This is a genomic window from Hymenobacter rubidus, from assembly GCF_016734815.1.
GTDB lineage: Bacteria > Bacteroidota > Bacteroidia > Cytophagales > Hymenobacteraceae > Hymenobacter > Hymenobacter rubidus.
The window spans coordinates 30,039-48,613 of sequence record NZ_JAERQF010000020.1; the positions used below are offsets into that span (position 1 = coordinate 30,039).

The following is an 18,575-nucleotide window of genomic DNA, read 5'->3' on the forward strand; positions in this document are numbered from 1 at the left end:
ATGCCTCGGCTACGCTCGGCATGACGGTTCTTATAACCGTCCAACCTTCATTCCCTACAGGCGGCCTTCCTCATCGGCGCTGGCGGCGGCGCGGCGGGCCTGGGTTTTGCCGCTGCCGATTTTGCAGGTGAAGGTGAGCGTCACGCGGCGGCTTTCCCACTGGTTGTTCCAGGTTTGGTTGATGTTGTTGTAGTTGAGCGTGCTGCGGAAGCGGCTGGTGTTGAAGACGTCGGCCACGCGCAGGCTGAAGGTGGCGCGCTCGGCCCAGAGTTGCTTTTTCAGGCCCAGGTTCATGGCGCCGCTGGCCAGGGTGTGGTAGAGGCCCATCACGGCGGGCGAGTCGTAGCTGCCACCCACCATGAGCTTGTAGCTGCGGGGCAGGATGAAGGTATGCTCCGAGCTGGCCGACCAGCTGTAGCTGGCCAGGCGCACGGGCTGGTCCTGCACGGTGGTGCTCACTTGGGTGTAGCTGCCGCTGAGCTGGTTATCGACGCCCCAGAACTTGGTGATGTCGGTGTGGCCGCCCGAGCTCAGGGTAAGGGTGCTGGTTTCGGCCAGGTTTTGGGGAGTGCTGGTCGACACTTTGGTGTCGTCGTTCTGGGTTATCACGTTGTTCACCGAGTTGGTTTCGTGCAGGTAGCTCAGGCTCAGCACCTGGAAGTCTTTGTGCAGGTAGTTCAGCACGAAGGATTGCGAGAGCGAAGGCGCCAGGAACGGGTTGCCCTGCTGGGCGGTGTAGAAGTCGGTGTAGTTGAGGAAGGGGTTCAGGCTTTGGTAGTTGGGGCGGGTGATGCGGCGGCTCACGGAGGCGCTCACTTGGTTGCTTTCGTCGACTTTGTAGCTGGCGAAGGCGCTGGGAAACAGCTGGAAGTAGCTCCGCTCCACCTGCACGCCGGTGGTGGCCGAGCGGCCGGTGGTCTGGGTGAGCTCGCCGCGCAGGCCGGCTTTCAATTCCAGGCGGCCGTAGCTGGTGTTCACGCTCAGGTAGCCGGCGCTGATGTGCTCGTCGTAGGCAAACTGGTTGGTACGCAGGCCGTCGAGCTGCCAGCCGCTATCCATCAGTTTATCGAACTGGATGGCGCTCCGCGAGGTGACCCAGCTGGTTTTGGCGCCGGTTTCGGCCCGCCATTTGGTGCCGACAAAGGGGTGTACGTAGTCGATTTTGGCAGCCCGAATGGTGGTTTCCGACGAAGCATTGCTGCGCAGCTGCTCGGCGGGACGGCCCTGCTCGGCGCCGGGGGCGAAAATAACGTTGTTGAAGCTCTGGTCCTTGGCGTTAGCGTAGTGCACGTAGTCGGCGTTGACGCTCAGCTCGCGGCCGGTGCTGTCGAAGGCGAACTTATAGTAGAGGTTGAGGGCCTGATTGTTGCCGTTGCTGGCTTGCGGGTTGGTCATCTGGCGACGACCGCCGGGGTTGCCGGCCCGGTCGGTGGTCACGGAGTTGCTGGTGCTCACGGCATCGGTTTGGTCGAAGCCGCCGCGCAGCTGAATGCCCAGGCTTTGCTTGGCGGTGAGGGCCACATCGGCGCCGGTGGTGTAGTTGGCGGTGTAGGCGAGGGGCCGCCACACGTTTTCCTGGTTGAAAATGCTGTCGCGGATGTTGCGAATCATCGTGAGGCGGTTGAAGGAGTTGTAGCGGCCGGCGTCGAGGCGGGCGAAGAGGCGCACTTTGCCCACGTTGTAGGCCAGGTTGGTGCCGGCCCAGCTTTTCTCGTAGCGGCCCTGGCCGAGGCCGAGGTTGTAAGTGCCGCTCAGGCCGGGGAGTTGGCTCCGCTTCAGCTTGATGTTGAGCACGCCAGCCGTGCCAGCGGCGTCCATGGAAGCAGGCGGGTTGGGCATCAGCTCAATCTGGCTCACGGCCGAGGCGGGCAGCGACTTGAGGTAGCCGCTCAGCGCCGCGCCGCTCATGTAGGTGAGCTTGCCGTCAATCATCACGTTCACGCCGGTGCTGCCGCGGTACACCACGTTGTCGTCCTTGTCGAGGGTCACGCCGGGGGCTTTTTTGAGGATGTCGAGGGCGGTTTCGCCGGCCGTGTTCAGGCGGTCCACGTTCACGATGGTGCGGTCGGCGTGCTGCTCCAGCATGGGCGTGGTGCCCACCACGGTCACTTCCTTGAGGGTGGTGGCGGCGGCCGTGAGGCGCAGGGCCGGCACCGTCACGGCGTCCTTGCCTACCACGAAGGCGGCGCTGCGGGCGGTGGTGTAGCTCAGCAGCAGGGCCTTCACGCAGTAGCGGCCGGGTTTCACGCCGCCGAAGGTGTAGGCGCCCTGCTCGGTGGTGGTTTGGGAGTTGGCGATGCTGGAATCGGGCAGGGCCAGCAGCACGGCGGTGGCGAAGCCCAGGGGCTGGCCGGCTTTGTCGAGCACGGTGCCGGTGGCGGTGGCCTGGGCGGCGGCCCGCTGCGAGAGCATCGGCAGGGCCAGCAGGGCGAGGGTGGAAAGGCGGCGGATGCAGGTAAAGGTATTCATGGGAAGGGGCGTTGGCGGTTTGATGGCTCAAAGGTGGCCTGGCCCATTTCCGGGGTAAAAAACATTATCCCAATGCCCCAAAACCCGCTGCTACCGGCCGTTCTGGTCGTTTTTCAGTTTCACATTCCAAAACCGGGCTTTCACATAAAAAAGGTGCGGGCGCTGAAGGGTGGCGGTAGTTTTGGAGCTGCATTCATCCTGCGGTTGTCAGGCCGTCATGCTGAGCAGAGTCGAAGCATCTCTACCGCGTGAGTAAATCAATTGATAGGGGTTAGTAGCGCGGTAGAGATGCTTCGGCTGCGCTCAGCATGACGGCCTGATGATTTTCTGACTCCGGACATTTTTCTTAGAAATAGCCATGACCAACCTCCTCACCAAATCCGCACTCCGCTGGCACGTGCTGGGCTGGCTGCTGTATGGCGGCTACGAGTTCCTGGGCGTGTTTTTGCACAGTAAGCACCTACGCATCAGCTTGTGGCTCACTGCTTCTCTCCTGTTCATCCGGTTTATTGAGTTTTACCTGTGCTACCTCGTGGTGTATCCGCGGCTGCTGCGCTCGGGCCGGGGGCCGCAGCTGGTGGCAGCACTGGCGGGCGTGTTGGCGCTCTACATCGGCCTGCGGGCCCTGATTGAGGAGGCCATTTACCCGGCCCTGCTGGGATTTCACAACTACACGCCCGACACGACGGCGACTTACTACATCTTTGACAACGTGTTCTTTGGCAGCCCGATGATAGTGCTGAGCGCGGCCGTGTGGGGCGCCCAAGCGGCCCTGCACCGCGAGCGCGAAAATCGCCAGCTCCGCGAGGAGAAGCGCGCCGCCGAAGTGGCCTTCCTCAAAACCCAAATCAACCCGCACTTCCTCTACAACACCCTCAACATGCTCTTCAGCATGGCCTACCCCGTGGCCAAGCCGGTGGCCAACGCCATCCTGAAACTCTCGGAGCTGATGCGCTACATGCTGCACGACACGCCCGACGGCCAAGTGGATTTAGAGAAGGAAATCGAGTACCTGCACAACTACCTGGCCCTCTACCGCCTGCGCTTCCCCGACAGCTTCCACGTCGACTTTCAGGTGAATGGCGAGCCCGCCGGCCACCGCTTGGCCCCGCTTGTGCTCATTCCCTTCGTGGAAAACGCCATCAAGCACGGCGTCCTCGACGACCCTGCCCATCCGGTGCACATCCACCTGAACATTGAAGGCGAGCAATTGCAGTTTAAAGTCGAAAACCAGCGCAACGACGGCAACAAGGACACCACCACCGGCATCGGCCTGCCCAACCTACGCCGCCGGCTGGAGCTGCTCTACCCCGGCCGGCACGCGCTGCACGCCGGGGCCGAGGGCGAACAGTTTACCACGTCGTTGCGGCTGGTGGGATAAGCCAGAACGTCATGCCGAGCGCAGCCGAGACATCTCGCGTGTACGAGTAAACCAATTGAAAAAATTACGTTGCGCACGCGAGATGCCTCGGCTGCGCTCGGCATGACGTTCTTTGATTTTACATTTCCTTCTCCCCTGCTCCGCCCATGATTCGCTGCCTCGCCGTCGATGACGAAGCCCCTGCCCTGCTCATCCTGGCCGATTACATCAGCCAGCTTCCCTTTCTGGAATTGGTGGGCACCACCACCAACCCTATTGAGGCGCTGACGATGGTGCAGCAGGGCCAGGTCGATTTGGTGTTTTTGGACATCCAGATGCCCAAGCTCACCGGCCTGCAATTCCTCAAGCTGGCCGGCAACAAGTGCAAGGTCGTCCTCACCACCGCCTACCCCGAGTACGCCCTCGAAGGCTACGAAAACGACGTGGTGGACTACCTGCTCAAGCCCATTTCCTTCGAGCGCTTCTTTAAAGCCGCGCAGAAGGCATTGGCACTCATGCCCGGCCCGGCGGCCCCCGCGCCAGTAGCGGCGCCGGCTCCCATAGCCACGTCCGTGGCGGCAGTTACACCGCCCCCCACCGGCCACATGTTTGTGAAGGGCGAGAGCAAGAACAAGTTCCTGCGCGTCAACTACGCCGACATTCTCTACATCGAGGGGCTGAGCAACTACGTGTCCATTCAGCTGCCCACGCAGCGCGTGGTTACCTACCAAACCCTGAAAGAGCTGGCCGAGACGCTGCCGCAGCCCCCGTTTCTGCGGGTGCACAAGTCCTTCATCGTGTCGCTCGACAAGATTCGCATGGTGGACGGCAACACGATTTATATACAGGACAAGGAGATTCCGGTGAGCGACACGTACCGCGAACAGCTCTATCGGCTGATTCGGGAACAGTAAGCACGTGTACCCCGAAGTTTTACTTCGGCTCGCGTTGAACAACGATTGTTCTAACGGTCCGAAGTGAAACTTCGGGGTACACGTGCTTACCGCCTATCCTCCCGCACGGCGGCCAGCGCGCGGGCTTTCGCTGCTTTAATATGGCCGATAATATCATCCAGCCCGTGCCCATCAATAGCGCGGGCAAATAGGAACGGGCCTTCGCCGCGCATTTTTTTCGAGTCACGCTCCATCACGCCCAGGTCGGCTTTGATGATGTCTTTGAGGTCGATTTTGTTGATGATGAGCAGGTCAGATTGGGTAATACCAGGGCCGCCCTTTCGCGGAATTTTGTCGCCGCCCGATACGTCGATGACGTAGATGGAATAGTCGACCAACTCACGGCTGAAGTGGGCGGCCAAGTTGTCGCCACCGCTCTCCACGAAGAGGTAATCGAGGCCGTAATCGAAGCGCTGCATGAGGCCTTCGAGCGCATCCATGTTCAGGGAAATATCCTCGCGGATGGCGGCGTGCGGGCAGCCGCCGGTTTCTACGCCTACAATGCGGTTTTCATCCAGCGCGCTGTTGCGAATGAGAAACTCGGCGTCTTCGCGGGTGAAGATGTCGTTGGTGACCACGCCCAGCTCGAACTCATGCCGCATGCGCTCGCACAGGGCTTTCAGCAAGGCCGTCTTGCCCGTGCCCACCGGCCCGCCGATGCCCACGGTGAAGGCGCGCTTGCGGAAGTTGCGGTAGCTGGGCAGCCGCCGGGTTTCGCGCTCGTTGAAGTCGCCGGGCGACTCGTACGCTTCGTGCTGGTGGCCGTGGAGGAGAAGGGCGAGTTTTTCGACAAAAGCCATCTAGGAAGTGTTGAGTTTTGAGGGTTGAGTTTTGAATTAATCGCAACGTCATGCCGAGCGTAGCCGAGGCATCTCGCGTGCCGCCACTAATCCAATCGTTGAACGATGCGAGCGAGATGCCTCGGCTACGCTCGGCATGACGTTCTGCTAGTTCTGGAAAAGCTTGGAGTAAATGTCTTCGTGCAACACCTGCGCCGCATCGAGTAAAAACGCCGAGCGTACCGCCTCACCATACCCCTTCCCCACCTGCGCCGCTAAAATATGCTCAAACACCGCGTAGAAATCGTGCTGCAACTGGTGCCCTTCCAGCGGCCCCAGAAACCCGAGGCGAATGGCGGCGCTGAGTTGGTCGCGCAGCAGCATGTGCAGGTACATGGCCTGTAATTCTTTTAGCTCGAAGCCCACCCGCTGCAAGGCCAGCGTGAAAACCAGCGTGAAATGCGGCGGAAAATTTTGACTGGTGAACCACTGGGTGATGGTTTCCAAGTCAGTTTCGGGGTAGAACGTAGCCAGCAGTTTCAGCCAGTTGCGGCCCTGCGCGGCGCTGGCTTTGTGGAGCGCGGGCACCAGCAATTGAGCGTCGTATTCTTCGGCAACAGTCTGGAATTCTAGGCTTTTCTCGGTGAGGTGGAAAGTGGAATGGACGAAGGGCAACTCGGTGCTGCCGGCTTGCTGCAGGTAGGAATACAGGTAGTTCCGCAGCGCAAAAGGTGTATTTATGAGGCCGAAGGTGATGCTGCTTTCCAACCCGTAAGAATAGGCGAACGAGCCGGTGGGAATGGCCGAATCGACGAGGTGCAGGAGGCGGGCGAATTGCATGCGGGACGTTCTAACGGGCGCCTCACCCCCCGGCCCCCTCTCCGAAAAGGAGAGGGGGTGCCGAGGTGGCACGGACAATTTTCGAGAAGCAAAATCGAATACGACTGGCACCCCCTCTCCTTTTCGGAGAGGGGGCCGGGGGGTGAGGCGCCCGTTAGAATAGATTATACAACTGCGCCAACGGCAACACCTCGGCCGGCTCACAGGTCAGATGCACCCCATCCACCATCACCCTATAAGTTTCGGGGTCGACGGAAATATTGGGCAAATAGTCGTTCAGCGCCATGTCCTTCTTGCCAATATTCCGGCAGTTTTTTACCGCCACTACCTGCTTGGTCAGGCCGTAATCGGTCCGAACTCTTTCAACCGAAGCACCCGACACGAACACCATTGAGCTCTTGCCGATGGCCCCGCCCAGCGCGCCGAACATGGGGCGTGAGAACGAGGGCTGCGGCGTGGGAATGGAGGCGTTGGCGTCGCCCATCTGGGATTGGGCGATGATGCCGCCCTTGAGTATCATCTCGGGGCGGGCGCCGAAAAAGGCGGGTTTCCAGAGCACCAAATCGGCCAGCTTGCCGATTTCGACGGAGCCGACTTCGTGCGAGATGCCGTGGGCGCGGGCCGGGTTGATGGTGTACTTGGCCACGTAGCGGCGCACGCGGAAGTTGTCGGCGGCGCTGGCGGCGTCTTCGGGAAGGGGGCCGCGCTGCTGCTTCATTTTGTGGGCCGTTTGCCAAGTGCGGGTGATGACCTCCCCCACCCGGCCCATGGCCTGCGAATCGGAGCTGATGATGCTGAGCGCGCCCAGGTCGTGCAGGATGTCTTCGGCGGCAATGGTTTCGCCCCGGATGCGGCTTTCGGCGAAGGCCACGTCTTCGGGGATGTTGCGGTCGAGGTGGTGGCAGACCATGAGCATGTCGAGGTGCTCGTCGATGGTGTTCACCGTGAAGGGCCGCGTGGGGTTGGTGCTCGACGGAATGACGTTCGGCTCGCCGCAGATTTTGATGATATCGGGCGCATGGCCGCCGCCGGCGCCTTCGGTGTGGTAGGAATGGATGGTGCGGCCCTTAAACGCCGCCGTGCTGGTTTCCACGAAGCCGCTCTCGTTCAGCGTATCGGTGTGGATGCAAACCTGCACGTCGTATTCCTCGGCAATGCTGAGGCACATGTCGATGGCCGCCGGGGTGGTGCCCCAGTCCTCGTGCAGCTTGAAGCCCAGCGCCCCGGCCTCGGCCTGCTCGCGCAGCCCCTCGGGCTTGGAGGCGTTGCCCTTGCCCAGGAAGCCGAAGTTGAGCGGGTAGGCCTCGGTGGCCTTCAGCATGGTTTCGAGGTAGAACGCGCCGGGCGTGCAGGTGGTGGCGTTGGTGCCGGCGGCCGGCCCGGTGCCGCCCCCAATCATGGTCGTGACACCCGAGGCCAGCGCCTCCGGTATCTGCTGGGGGCTGATGAAATGGATGTGGCAGTCGATGCCGCCGGCGGTGAGCAGCTGGCCTTCGCCGGCAATGACTTCGGTGGTGACGCCCACCACCATGCCGGGCGTGACGCCGGGCATGAGGTGCGGGTTGCCGGCCTTGCCGATGCCCACGATGCGCCCGCCCTTGATGCCGATGTCGGCCTTGAAAATGCCGGTGTAATCGACCACCAGCGCGTTGGTGATGACCAAATCCAACGCGTCGGCCGGCCCGATTCCGGCGGCCTGGCCCATGCCGTCGCGCAGCACCTTGCCGCCGCCGAACTTGCATTCCTCGCCGTACACGCAGTAGTCGCGTTCAACTTCAATCAGCAGGCCGGTATCGCCGAGGCGCACCCGGTCGCCGGTGGTGGGGCCGTACATGTCGGCATACGCGCGACGGGAGATGGGGAGGGACATACTAGGCGCGAGAAACGGTCGGCATGGAAGTGTAGAAAGCGTTTATTCTATCCAGAAGCGGCTCAAGCGGCTTATTACCGCTCATCACATTATAAAATTGGTTATTAATAGACTCTGTCAAAACACTCCCATCTATAACTTTTGCTAAATAAGGAAAACCGTTTCTGGTTTCTACATCCTCAAGCATCTTACCGAAACAGTCTGAATTATCACCTACAATCTTGCTTCTCGTCACAGGAATCATTTTAACATCAGATTTTAAAGCGGGCGCAATTATTTTTTCAACAAAATCAATGCTGTTAATACGGTTGTTATAAAATAGAAAGCCTGCGCCATTCATCTTTTCCAAAAAGGCCTCATACTTCTTTTTGAACCGTTTTTCATCAAAAACAACCTTGATATAAACTAACCCAAACAGAAGAGAAAGGACTAGAATGACAATGAGGGTAGTTCTTATAAAACCAAATATGAAATGAGTGCCACCTACAGCAACTGCTGCTACACAAAGAATAATTATTGCAGCTGATTTGAGCTTGCTTGATAAGGATTTCATTTGAGCTAATTAGTCATTATTTCTCAAGTTTCTCCAGCGCCTGCTGCTTCTTTCCAGCATCATCCAGCTGCCCATCAATGAGCCCATTGCCGCCGTACACGATGCGCTCGCCGGCCAGGGCCACCAGGCGCACGCGCTTGCGCTCGCCGGGCTCGAAGCGCACCGCCGTGCCGGCCGGGATGTGGAGGCGGAAACCGTAGGCGGCCGCGCGGGGTAGCGTGGTCATGCGGCTTGGCACTTAGAAAGCAAAGTCCATTTCCGCCAGCTCGCGGCCCACGGCGCGTACGCCCTCCAGAATCCGCCGCGTCTGGGTGGGGCTGGGCTTCTTGTTGCCGGACACGTACTGGCTGAGCAGGCTCTGGGTCATGCCCAGGCGCTTGGCCAGCGCGGCGGCGTTGATGACTTTGTAGGCATCGAAGAATGATTTCAGGTCATAAGTAATTTTTACGTCTTCGATGCGCAAGGTGCGGCCCGTGTCTTCCAGCGCCAGATTCAGCACCTCCACCATGTTGGCTTTCAGTTCCTCGAAGCTGGTGCCCACGGTATAGGCCCCTTCGCCCTCGTTGTAGGCGCTGTAGCCGGTGGCGGTGCGCTCGACAATCATTTCATATTTTTTCATCGTCTGGCTTGCTATTGAGATTGAATAGGCGACTTATTCTATTTTTGAAGGTAGTAAATTTACTACCAGTAGCGCAATTATCAAGGGGGTTTACTTGGTGGCAGCGGAATTATCAAGGGGGTTTACTTGGTGGCAGCGGAATTATTTGAGCCCCGCCTGTTTCAGCAGTACCGCCGCCAATCCTTTTCCGACTTCAGCGCTGCCGTGCAGCGGGAACTCCAGGTAGCCGCTTCGGGTGAGAGCTTTCTTGGTGGCGTGGGCCAACTTAATGTGGCTGCCCGTCTGGGCAATTTTATACCAGCCATCTCTGGTCAGGATGCGGTAGAGCTCCGAGCTTTTCATAAACTATTTAAAGGTCAGCAGGCCGGTATCGCCGAGGCGCACCCGGTCGCCGGTAGTGGGGCCGTACATGTCGGCATACGCGCGGCGGGAGATGGGGAGGGTTATATTTCGGTTGATTTTTTCTGGTTAGTCTTGACCTAGATAGAGGAAAGCCCCTGTCTTTTTGTCGATTGTACCGAACTGTGTGTTACTATAAACTATTCTGATAACCTCTTCTCCCTTTTTATTCAAACCGTTGTCAAAGGCAGCATTATCAAAAGCGAAGTATACAATCACTGGATTTTTAACCCGATAATTGGATTGATGTGCTTCAGTTTTCCACAGTTGCTTACCGTTGCTATCAATTGCTGTGATATAAGTTCGTGTTGAGTCGAGGATATATTTTGTAGCAGTTGCTTTGTCAACAAGCACATAAATTTTAGGCCGTTCATTCAAGGTGGAATGGCCGATGTAAGTGACATTTTGCCCAAAGCAAACACGAGCATTTGTAACGAACGTGAGCACAAGCAATGCGGCAAAGAGTCTCATAATTTTACGAATTTAGAGCTTCAGCTTCTCCAGCGCCTGCTGCTTCTTTCCAGCCTCATCCAGCTTCCCATCAATGAGCCCATTGCCGCCGTACACGATGCGCTCGCCGGCCAGGGCTACTAAGCGCACGCGCTTGCGCTCGCCGGGCTCGAAGCGCACCGCCGTGCCGGCCGGGATGTGGAGGCGGAAACCGTAGGCGGCGGCGCGGTCGAAGTGCAGCGCCGCGTTGGTTTCGAAGAAGGGATAGTGCGAGCCGACCTGCACGGGCCGGTCGCCCATGTTCACGACGTCCACGTCCACCGTGGCGCGGCTTTCGTTGAGGATGATATCGGTCGGGTGCAGCTGGTATTCGCCGGGCTGGGGGTGGCTGGCGTTGGCGGGCGCGGCGCCGGGGGCCGAGGCTTTGCTCAGGCCGGAGCCGTAGAGGGCTAGGGCGGCATCGCCGGTTTCGCGGCAGATGGGGTGGTGCACGGTCACGAGCTTGGTGCCGTCGGGGAAGGTGCCTTCGATTTGGACTTCGTGGAGCATGTCGGCCACGCCGGGCAGCACGTCTGCCAGGCCCAGCAGCTGCTTGCCCTTGTCCATGAGCACGGCCACCCGCTCGCCATCGCGGATGAACTCCAGCAGCTGCGTGGCGATGAGGGCCAGGGCTTCGGGATAGTTCAGGAGCAGGCCGCGGGCGTAGCGCTTCTGCGCCACGAAACCGGCCTGGTGGAGAACGAGCTTGTCGAGGTCTTTGGGGGAGAGGTGCATAGTGAATAGGGTATTCTGGATAGCAAGAACGTCATGCCGAGTGCAGCCGAGGCATCTCGCTCGCGCCGCCTGATTCGGGTCACCTCACCCCCGGCCCCTCTCCCGCGGAGAGGGGAGCCTGACGATTGTGCAACTGCGCAAAACCGGTGCTCCCTCTCCGCGGGAGAGGGGCCGGGGGTGAGGTTGACGGGCGCGCAGTTTTACCATCGCACATTCCCATAAATCATCCACCCGCCGTACCCAATGCACAGCAGCGACGACAAGGTAACGGTGCTGAATTTCAGCGTCCGGCTAATCCGCATGCGCCTGGTGAACGGCACGCTGCACAGCCCGGCCACGATAAACATGCCCAGAATGGAGCCCGCGCCGAACACCGCGAAGTACAGCACGCTCAGCCATGGGTCACGGATTTCGCTCATCACCAGCAGCACCAGCGCGCCGCTGCCGGCCAGGCCGTGGAGCAGGCCCACGGCGTAGGCGGCGCGGGAGGGGGCCACGCCGGGGCGCACCTTGGCGGCTTCGCGGCGCTGGTCGAGCAGGCGGCTGATGCCCATGACGACAAGCATCAGGCCCACGGCCGCTTCGAAGTAGCCGGAGGTGAGGAACGTGACGCGGCCCAGCAGAATGATGCTGCCCACGACCACCAGCGTGGTGGTGTGGCCCAGGCCCCAGTAGATGCCGTCGCGCAGGGCTTCGGCGAGGGTGTCGCGGCGCGAAATGAGGTTGCCCACGGCCAGCAGGTGGTCGGGCTCGAATGCGTGACCCATTCCGGCTACGGAAGCGAATAAAATGGGCAACAGGCCTTGCATTTGTTAGGGTCTAATGACGAAATATAGGTACAAGATTCTGCAAACCCTGCATTACAAAAGGCAATTCTGCAAAGGCATCTGAAAACACTAAAACCCAAGAGGCTACTGTAGCAGCAGCTTCTTGGGTTGTTATAGCTTGTTAGAACGATGTAGAGACGCAATACTTTGCGTCTTGCCGTTGAACAACCGGAGCCGCTCCGCCTGCAACACATAACTGTGTAGTCAGAACAACATCAGCAACGCCGAGACGCAAAATATTGCGTCTCTACATCATTTAGCTAAATGGCGCTAAATAATGGTGCTCATACCTACCCGAATATTGCTTTGGTGAAATTTACAGTCCTTCAAATCGAGCACGCCGTAGGCGATGAAGCTGCCCACCTGCTCGGTGGTGTAGCGCGTAGTGGGGTTCAGCTCCGGCGTCAGCACCTGCTCGTTGAGGGCGTTTTCCACGGCGTCGCGCACGGCGCAGGCCTCGTCGGGCAGGCCGAAATGGTCGAGCAGCATGGCGGCCGAAAGGATGGCGGCAATGGGATTGGCAATGCCTTTGCCTTTGGCCTGGGGGTAGGAGCCGTGAATGGGCTCGAACAGCGCCGCCGCGTCGCCGATGGACGCGGAGGGCAGCAGGCCCAGCGAGCCCGCAATGACCGAGGCTTCGTCGGACAGGATATCGCCGAACATGTTTTCGGTCAGTATCACGTCGAACTGCTTGGGATTGAGGATGAGCTGCATGGCCGCGTTGTCCACAAACAGGTAGTCGACGGCCACCTCCGGGTATTCCGGCGCGATGCTTTGGATGACTTCGCGCCAGAGGCGGGAGGTTTCCAGCACGTTGGCCTTGTCCACCAGCGTCAGCTTACGGCGGCGGCCCTGCGCGGCCTGGAAGGCGCGATGCGCGATGCGGGCAATTTCCTCGCGATTGTAGGTGCAGTTGTCGAAGGCCGTGCCATCGGGCAAGCGGCCTTTCTCGCCGAAGTACACGCCACCGGTCAGCTCGCGGAAGATGAGCATGTCGGTGCCCGCAATGCGGTCGGGGCGTAGCGGCGAGGCGTCGATGAGCTGCTCGTAGGCCGTCACGGGGCGAATGTTGGCGTAGAGGCCCAGGCTTTTGCGCAAGGCCAGCAGGCCCTGCTCGGGGCGCACTTTGGCCGTGGGGTCGTGGTCGTATTTGGGGTCGCCGATGGCGCCGAGCAGCACCGCATCGGCGCGGTGGCAGGCGTCGAGGGTGGCATCGGGCAACGGCACGCCGGTGGCGTCGATGGCGCAGGCGCCCATCAGCTGGTGCTCGAAGGTGAAGTGGTGGCCGAAGCGCTGGGCCACGGCTTTGAGCACGCGCACAGCCTCGCCGCATACTTCCGGGCCGATGCCGTCGCCGGCCAGCACCACAATTCGTTTCGTTAATACGTCCATGGGCGGTGTTGTTCGTAGGTGGTGATGGCCTCGCGCTGGCTCAGCAGGTAGTCAATATCGTCATAGCCGTTTATCAGGCACTCCTTTTTGTAGGGGTCGAGGTCGAAAGGAATGCTCTCCTCCCACACCGGCACGGTGAGCGTCTGGGCGGGCAAATCGACCACCAGCTGGGTGTTGGGGTAGTGCGTCACGCGGGCCAGCAGGCGCTGCAGCACCGCTTCGCTCACTTGCAGCGGCAGCAGGCCGGTGTTCAACGCATTGCCCCGAAAAATGTCGGCGAAGTAACTGGAAATAATCACCTTAAACCCGGCGTCGTACAGCGCCCAGGCGGCGTGCTCGCGGCTGGAGCCGCAGCCAAAGTTCTGGCCGGCCATCAGAATCTGGCCGTGGTAGCGGGTGTCGTTCAGCACGAAGCCGTGCTTGGGCTGGCCGTTGGCGGCGTAGCGCCAGTCGGCAAACAGGTTTTTCCCGAAGCCCTCCCGCGTGGTCGCTTTCAGGAAACGGGCGGGGATAATCTGGTCGGTGTCAATGTTCTCCAGCGGCAGCGGCACGGCCGTCGAGTGCAGGGTCTGAAATTTGTCCATTGGAGGCGGAGGGGTTTTCGGAAGAATGAGAAGCAGCGGCGTCGGCCGAGGGGAAATCCTCGGCGGCGGCGGGTTGCTGGCGCAATTGGCCGGCGTAGCTAATCCAGCCGGCGGCGCTGCCCTGGCGGTAGTTGTAGTTCGACAAGCTCTGCATAGCGTAAGGATTTCATGTTGTTGGTAAAGGCTATTAGCTGGGTGGGATAGTTGGATAGTGTGGGTAATTTGAGGGTCGGTGGAACGTCATGCAGAGCGCAGCGCAGCGGAGTCGAAGCATCTCGCTTGTGGTAGTAACTCAACCGATTGGATTACTGCTGCACGCGAGATGCTTCGACTCCGCTGCGCTGCGCTCTGCATGACGTTCTAATTCAAATACTGCGTGATATCCACAATGCGCCCCTCCACGGCCGTGATGGCGGCCACCAGCGGGGAGGCCAGCAGCGTGCGCGCCCCCGGCCCCTGCCGCCCCTCGAAGTTGCGGTTGGAGGTGGAGACGCAGTAGGCGCCGGCGGGGATTTTGTCGTCGTTCATGGCCAGGCAGGCGCTGCAGCCGGGCTCGCGCAGCTCGAAGCCGGCCTCGGCCAGAATCTTGTCGAGGCCTTCGGCAATGGCTTGCTTTTCCACCGATTTCGAGCCGGGCACGATGATGGCCTCGACGTGCGCGGCCTTGTGCTTGCCCTGCACGTAGGCCGCCACGGCGCGCAAATCCTCGATGCGCGAGTTGGTGCAGCTGCCGATGAAGACGTAGTTGATTTCCTTGCCCAGCAACGACTCGCCCGCCCGGAAGCCCATGTACTGCAAGGACTTATCGAAGCTGGCCGTTTCGCCCGCCGATACTTCGGCCGGAATGTGGCCGGTGAGGGCGATGCCCATACCGGGGTTGGTGCCGTAGGTTATCATCGGGAAGATGTCGGCGGCGGCGAAGGTCAGCTCAGCTTCAAACTCGGCGTTTTCGTCCGAATACAGCGTTTGCCAGTAGGCCAGGGCCTGGTCCCAGCGCGCACCCTGCGGCGCGTAGGGCCGGCCGGCGAGGTAGGCAAAGGTGGTGGCATCGGGCGCAATGAGGCCGCCACGGGCGCCCATCTCGATGCTCATGTTGCAGACCGTCATGCGGCCTTCCATACTCAGGGCGCGAATGGCACTGCCGGCGTATTCCACGAAATAGCCCGTGGCGCCGCCCGTGCCCAGCTGCGCAATGACGTGCAGAATCAAATCCTTGGCCCCCACCCCGGCCCGCAGCTCGCCATCAATCGTGATGCGCATGCGCTTGGGCCGGCTCAGCAGCAGGCACTGCGTGGCCATCACCTGCGTCACCTGGCTGGTGCCGATGCCGAACGCAATGGCCCCGAACGCGCCGTGCGTGGAGGTGTGGCTGTCGCCGCACACAATGGTCATGCCCGGCTGGGTAAGGCCGAGCTCCGGCCCAATGACGTGGACGATGCCCTGATTCTGGTGGCCGAGGCCAAATAGCTCGACGCCAAAACTGGCGCAGTTTTCCGTCAATTTATCAACCTGCGAGCGGGAAATGGGGTCCTGAATGGGCAGGTGCTGGTTGCGGGTGGGCACGTTGTGGTCGGCCGTGGCCACGATTTGGCCGGGGCGCAGCAGGGGCAGGCCCCGCTCGCGCAGCTCATCAAACGCCTGCGGGCTGGTGACTTCGTGAATGAGGTGTCGGTCGATGTAAAAGACTTCCAGCCCGCCAGGAATGGCTTTCACGACGTGCGCTTCCCAGATTTTATCAAATAAGGACTTGGGCATTGGTGGGGTGGGATTTTGCGGGGGGATTGTTGTTAATGATGAACGTCATGCAGAGCGGAGGCGCAGCCGCAGTCGAAGCATCTCGCGTGGGTTAGTAATTCAATTGATTGATTTAGTTGAGCAAGCGAGATGCCTCGGCTGCGCTCGGCATGACGGTCAATGACATTGTTCTAACCGGCATTCACCAGCTGCTCCTGCTCCACCAAAGCGTGCAGGTCGTGGTCGACTACTTCTTTCTGCTTGTCGGCCAGCTGCAGGAACGAGGCATAGGCCTTGTTCAGGGCGTGACGGTCGAAATCGTAGCCGATTTTCTGGAGGCGGTAGGCCAGGGCGGCGCGGCCGGAGCGGGCAGTAAGCACGATGGACGAATCGGCCACACCCACATCGCGCGGGTTCATGATTTCGTAGGTTTCGCGGTGCTTGATGACGCCGTCCTGGTGGATGCCGCTGGAGTGCGAGAAGGCGTTGGCGCCCACCACGGCCTTGTTGGCCTGCACGGGCATGCTCATCAGGTGCGACACCATGGCCGAGGTCTCGGCCAGCAGCGGCGTGTTGATGCGGGTATCGAGCTTGAGGTAGGGGTGCTGGCGCAGTATCATCACCACTTCTTCCAGCGCCGTGTTGCCGGCCCGTTCCCCTACCCCGTTCATGGTGCACTCAATCTGGCGGGCGCCGTTTATGACGCCCGCGATGGAATTGGCGGTGGCCAGGCCCAGGTCGTTGTGGCAGTGCGTGGAGAGCGTCACGTGGTGAATACCCGTCACGTTTTCGCGCAGGAAACGGATTTTGGCGCCGTATTCTTCGGGCAGGCAGTAGCCGGTGGTGTCGGGAATATTCAGGACCGTGGCCCCGGCCCGAATGGCGGCCTCGCACACGCGGGCCAGGAATTCGTTGTCGGTGCGGCCGGCGTCTTCGGCGTAAAATTCCACGTCTTCCACGAAGGATTTGGCCAGCTTCACGGCGGCGATGGCGCGGGCCAGCACGTCCTCGGGCGTGGTCAGCAGCTTGTAGCGGATGTGCATGTCCGACGTGCCGATGCCGGTGTGAATGCGCGGGTAGCGGGCCGGCTTCAGGGCCTCGGCGGCCACGCGAATGTCGTTTTCCACGGCCCGCGTCAGCCCGCAGACGGTGGCCTCGCGGGTCTGGGCCGAGATGGAGCGCACGGCCTCAAAATCGCCGGGGCTCGATACCGGGAAGCCCGCCTCTATCACATTCACGCCCAGCAGCTCCAGCTGCCGGGCAATCACTAGTTTCTCGTCGCGGTTGAGTTTGCAGCCCGGCACTTGCTCGCCGTCGCGCAGGGTGGTATCAAAAATCTGAATTTGCTCGCTGGACATAAGGAATAGCGGTTTTAGGCGCTCATTGCATCCTGCAAGTACACGGCTTATGTGGCGGCGGGAAAATTTGTTTTTCAGCGGCTTACTATTTCTAAAAGCAAAATATTTCCCCGTAGTTTGCTGATTAACAAAATTTTAATTCGGATTTAGTTACAACGGCTAAGCATAAAAGTGCAGTACTCAATAGCACGTCATGCCGAGCGGAGTCGAGGCATCTCGCGTGGGGTAGTAACTCAATCGTTGTTTCATTTTGATTAGTGGTGGCACGCGAGATGCCTCGGCTACGCTCGGCATGACGTGCTTAGTCTTATCAGCCACCCATTCTACACCAGCAAACTCAGAAAATCCGGCTTGTCGTTCAAGTACTCATAGGAAAACCCTTCGGCCAGCATACGGGCCTGGATTTCGGTGATTTCGCCGGGCTCCTTGAACTCCACGCCCACGAAAACGGGGCCTTTTTCCTTGTTGTTTTTCTTGATGTACTGGAAATGGATGATGTCGTCGTCGGGGTTCAGCACGCTGGTGATGAAGCGGCGCAGGGCGCCGGGGCGCTGGTCAAACGTCACCATGAAGTAGTGCTTGAGGCCCTGGTAGCGGGTGGCGCGCTCCTTGATGTCCTCCATGCGGGTGATGTCGTTGTTCGAGCCGCTGACCACGCACACCACGGTTTTGCCCTTGATTTCGGCGGCGTACTGGTGTAGCGCCGAAATACTGAGCGTGCCGGCCGGCTCCAGCACGATGCCTTCCTCGTTGTACATCTTCAGCAAATCGAGGCAGACCTGGCCTTCAGGCACCAGCACCACGTCGTCCAGCAATTCCTGGCAGAAGGCGAAGGTGAGCTCGCCGGGGCATTTCACAGCCGCGCCGTCCACGAAGCTTTCGATGTCGGAGAGGGCCTGCCGCTCGCCGGCCGCCAGGGAGCGCTGCATGGATGGCGCCCCCAGCGGCTGCACGCCAATCAGCTTGGTGTGCGGGCTAAGCTGCCGAAACACACTGCCCACGCCCGAGGCCAACCCACCTCCGCCAATGGCCATGAAGCAGTAGTCGATGGGCACGGTGGCGGCTTTCAGCACCTCCAGCGCCACGGTGGCCTGCCCTTCCACAATGGCCATGTCGTCGAACGGATGCACGAAGGTGCTGCCACGCTCGTCGCAAAAGGTGCGGGCAGCGGCAAAGCAGTCGTCGAAGCTGGCGCCGGTGAGCACCACTTCCACGAAATCTTTCCCGAAGAGGCGCACTTTGTCCACTTTCTGGGCCGGGGTGCGGGCGGGCATGAAAATGTAGCCTTTCAAACCCAGCAGCTGGCAGGCGTAGGCCACGCCCTGGGCGTGGTTGCCGGCGCTGGCGCAGACAATTTCGCGGGCGTCGGCCACGGGCGGCAGCGTGCACATCTTGTGGTAGGCCCCCCGGATTTTATAGGAGCGCACCACCTGCAGGTCCTCGCGCTTGAGCAGCACCGTGGCGCCGTAGAGGCGCGAGAGCCCGTGGTTTTGCAGCAGCGGCGTCTTGTAAATAACGCCCTTGAGGTTGCGCGCGGCGCGCTCCACGTTTTTCAACGAAACGACTGGCGGGGCAGTGGTATCTCGCATAGGAAATGTGATAAAAAAGAACGTC

Annotated in this window: 20 protein-coding genes; 2 read left to right on the top strand and 18 right to left on the bottom strand. The window is 60.3% G+C overall.

Going from position 1 to position 18,575, the window contains the following annotated elements; genetic code table 11:
- Positions 1 to 54 precede the first annotated feature (54 nt).
- A complete protein-coding gene (locus JKL48_RS14060) occupies positions 55 to 2,469 on the bottom strand; it encodes a TonB-dependent receptor (RefSeq protein ID WP_201983527.1) in 2,415 nt (804 codons plus the stop codon).
- 358 nt (positions 2,470 to 2,827) lie between these two features.
- Here JKL48_RS14060 and JKL48_RS14065 point away from each other — a divergent pair, with 358 nt between their 5' ends.
- Positions 2,828 to 3,850, top strand: coding sequence for a sensor histidine kinase (locus JKL48_RS14065; protein WP_201983529.1), 1,023 nt, complete (start codon positions 2,828 to 2,830; stop codon positions 3,848 to 3,850).
- A gap of 146 nt (positions 3,851 to 3,996) precedes the next feature.
- Positions 3,997 to 4,743 (top strand): LytR/AlgR family response regulator transcription factor, encoded by a 747-nt coding sequence (locus JKL48_RS14070; protein ID WP_201983531.1) that lies wholly within the window; start codon positions 3,997 to 3,999, stop codon positions 4,741 to 4,743.
- Positions 4,744 to 4,829: 86 nt separating this feature from the next.
- Here JKL48_RS14070 and ureG read toward each other — a convergent pair whose 3' ends face one another.
- From ureG to ilvA, 17 genes are all read right to left on the bottom strand, one after another.
- Positions 4,830 to 5,582, bottom strand: coding sequence for an urease accessory protein UreG (gene ureG, locus JKL48_RS14075; protein ID WP_201983533.1), 753 nt, complete (start codon positions 5,580 to 5,582; stop codon positions 4,830 to 4,832).
- 147 nt (positions 5,583 to 5,729) lie between these two features.
- On the bottom strand, positions 5,730 to 6,401 hold the full coding sequence (locus JKL48_RS14080) for an urease accessory protein UreF (protein ID WP_201983536.1): 672 nt from the start codon (positions 6,399 to 6,401) through the stop codon (positions 5,730 to 5,732).
- A 154-nt stretch (positions 6,402 to 6,555) separates the two neighbouring features.
- On the bottom strand, positions 6,556 to 8,271 hold the full coding sequence (gene ureC / locus JKL48_RS14085; protein WP_201983538.1) for an urease subunit alpha: 1,716 nt from the start codon (positions 8,269 to 8,271) through the stop codon (positions 6,556 to 6,558).
- A 1-nt stretch (position 8,272) separates the two neighbouring features.
- Positions 8,273 to 8,824, bottom strand: coding sequence for a hypothetical protein (locus tag JKL48_RS14090; RefSeq protein WP_201983539.1), 552 nt, complete (start codon positions 8,822 to 8,824; stop codon positions 8,273 to 8,275).
- Between the two features lie 16 nt (positions 8,825 to 8,840).
- On the bottom strand, positions 8,841 to 9,050 hold the full coding sequence (locus JKL48_RS14095; protein ID WP_201983540.1) for an urease subunit beta: 210 nt from the start codon (positions 9,048 to 9,050) through the stop codon (positions 8,841 to 8,843).
- A gap of 12 nt (positions 9,051 to 9,062) precedes the next feature.
- On the bottom strand, positions 9,063 to 9,443 hold the full coding sequence (locus tag JKL48_RS14100; protein WP_201983541.1) for a helix-turn-helix domain-containing protein: 381 nt from the start codon (positions 9,441 to 9,443) through the stop codon (positions 9,063 to 9,065).
- Between the two features lie 141 nt (positions 9,444 to 9,584).
- Positions 9,585 to 9,785: a type II toxin-antitoxin system HicA family toxin gene (locus tag JKL48_RS14105; protein ID WP_201983542.1), complete on the bottom strand. Its 201-nt coding sequence runs from the start codon at positions 9,783 to 9,785 to the stop codon at positions 9,585 to 9,587.
- Positions 9,786 to 9,788: 3 nt separating this feature from the next.
- Positions 9,789 to 9,902, bottom strand: coding sequence for a hypothetical protein (locus tag JKL48_RS23770; protein WP_394368858.1), 114 nt, complete (start codon positions 9,900 to 9,902; stop codon positions 9,789 to 9,791).
- Between the two features lie 9 nt (positions 9,903 to 9,911).
- The gene (locus JKL48_RS14115) at positions 9,912 to 10,313 is read right to left on the bottom strand and encodes a hypothetical protein (RefSeq protein ID WP_201983543.1); all 402 of its coding nucleotides are present in this window, start codon (positions 10,311 to 10,313) and stop codon (positions 9,912 to 9,914) included.
- Positions 10,314 to 10,325: 12 nt separating this feature from the next.
- Positions 10,326 to 11,066, bottom strand: coding sequence for an urease subunit beta (locus JKL48_RS14120; RefSeq protein ID WP_201983546.1), 741 nt, complete (start codon positions 11,064 to 11,066; stop codon positions 10,326 to 10,328).
- A 200-nt stretch (positions 11,067 to 11,266) separates the two neighbouring features.
- Positions 11,267 to 11,833, bottom strand: a complete 567-nt coding sequence (locus tag JKL48_RS14125) for an urease accessory protein (protein WP_201983548.1) — start codon at positions 11,831 to 11,833, stop codon at positions 11,267 to 11,269.
- A gap of 330 nt (positions 11,834 to 12,163) precedes the next feature.
- The gene (leuB, locus tag JKL48_RS14130; RefSeq protein ID WP_201983554.1) at positions 12,164 to 13,285 is read right to left on the bottom strand and encodes a 3-isopropylmalate dehydrogenase; all 1,122 of its coding nucleotides are present in this window, start codon (positions 13,283 to 13,285) and stop codon (positions 12,164 to 12,166) included.
- Complete coding sequence (gene leuD, locus JKL48_RS14135) at positions 13,273 to 13,869, bottom strand: 3-isopropylmalate dehydratase small subunit (RefSeq protein WP_201983556.1); 597 nt, start codon at positions 13,867 to 13,869, stop codon at positions 13,273 to 13,275. The genes leuB and leuD overlap by 13 nt, the downstream gene beginning before the upstream one ends.
- Positions 13,811 to 14,023, bottom strand: coding sequence for a hypothetical protein (locus JKL48_RS14140; RefSeq protein WP_201983558.1), 213 nt, complete (start codon positions 14,021 to 14,023; stop codon positions 13,811 to 13,813). The genes leuD and JKL48_RS14140 overlap by 59 nt, the downstream gene beginning before the upstream one ends.
- 206 nt (positions 14,024 to 14,229) lie before the next feature.
- Positions 14,230 to 15,624: a 3-isopropylmalate dehydratase large subunit gene (gene leuC / locus JKL48_RS14145; RefSeq protein ID WP_201983559.1), complete on the bottom strand. Its 1,395-nt coding sequence runs from the start codon at positions 15,622 to 15,624 to the stop codon at positions 14,230 to 14,232.
- Between the two features lie 170 nt (positions 15,625 to 15,794).
- Positions 15,795 to 16,961 (bottom strand): 2-isopropylmalate synthase, encoded by a 1,167-nt coding sequence (locus JKL48_RS14150; protein ID WP_201983560.1) that lies wholly within the window; start codon positions 16,959 to 16,961, stop codon positions 15,795 to 15,797.
- Between the two features lie 323 nt (positions 16,962 to 17,284).
- On the bottom strand, positions 17,285 to 18,550 hold the full coding sequence (gene ilvA / locus JKL48_RS14155) for a threonine ammonia-lyase IlvA (RefSeq protein WP_201983561.1): 1,266 nt from the start codon (positions 18,548 to 18,550) through the stop codon (positions 17,285 to 17,287).
- Positions 18,551 to 18,575 lie beyond the last annotated feature (25 nt).